This is a genomic window from Synechococcus sp. R6-10 (assembly GCF_047461815.1).
In the GTDB taxonomy this organism is placed as follows: domain Bacteria; phylum Cyanobacteriota; class Cyanobacteriia; order Thermostichales; family Thermostichaceae; genus Thermostichus.
Map to the genome: position 1 here is coordinate 1 of NZ_JANSHW010000577.1, position 1,028 is coordinate 1,028.

Annotated in this window: 1 protein-coding gene; it reads right to left on the bottom strand. The window is 57.6% G+C overall.

The window, feature by feature from the left end; all coding sequences use genetic code 11:
- Positions 1–121: 121 nt before the first annotated feature.
- Positions 122–1,028: SpoIID/LytB domain-containing protein (locus NW837_RS14035; protein WP_414332214.1), on the bottom strand; the 907-nt coding region annotated here is incomplete at its 5' end.

Genomic DNA, 1,028 nt, shown 5'->3' on the forward strand with positions numbered 1-1,028 from the left:
GCGGGATACCGCCATTCTGTTTGGAAACAAACAGAATGCTATCGCTGCATAGTTGAACAGTGATGTTCAGCAATGTTCAGCGTAAATGTATCAGACAGAGCAAATCAGGGCACTGAAGGTCTCACTCTGGCAAACGAGCAAAGCTGACCCCTCGGTAGTAGTAGGCCAAAATTTGGCGGTAAGTCCAGCCTCGGCGGGCCAGTTCTTGGGCGCCCCACTGGCTCATGCCAATGCCATGCCCAAACTTGGGATAGGGGCTGACATCCGGTAAGCTCATCAAATAAGGGATCCCACTCACCCCGACGGTTTGGCCGCCGCTGCTGGCGCTGTACATGGCATTGACAAACTGACCCCCATACACCATGACCACACCACGGGTGGCTTGTGTTGCTTCCAGGGCGGCTGCCGACCGCTGGGAAAGCCCTCGGTACACCTGGGAGCGAGTATCGCTAAACACATCAAACCAACCGCGGGAATTGCGATGGTAAAGAACGTAGCTGCGGGCTGCCACCGCTTGCGCCTTCAGGGCTTCTGGGAAGAACCGGGATCCCATTTCTGCATCCACCACACTGGCCACATAGTCTTCTAGATCCACGTAGTTGATGGCCATCACCATGTTGTAGCCAGTCAAGAGCACCTTGCCGGAGTACCAGCGGCCATTCACTGCCACCAGGCCACCCTCCTGAGGTTCGATGAACAGCACCGGGTCAACCACCCCATGCAGACGCACCCCTCGAGGGCCGGGCTGAGCCAAAAACCCCTGCATAGGGGGCAGATCTGCCAGCACCTCTCCCCGACCGTTGATCAGTTGGGCAGGGAGAGAAACTCCCACCACCAGAGGGGCAGTGGTATCGGCCAATTGCACTCGCACTGTCACCCCCCAGACAGACTCCACCCATCCCCAGAAGGCACTGACCACCAGGGATCCCATCAGGGCCAGCCAATGCCGCGCTTCCATAGCCCGTGCCCAGAGTTGCTTTTTGTACACCAACTCCAACTTAGGATGGGGCGAGTTTCCAGAAATGGGC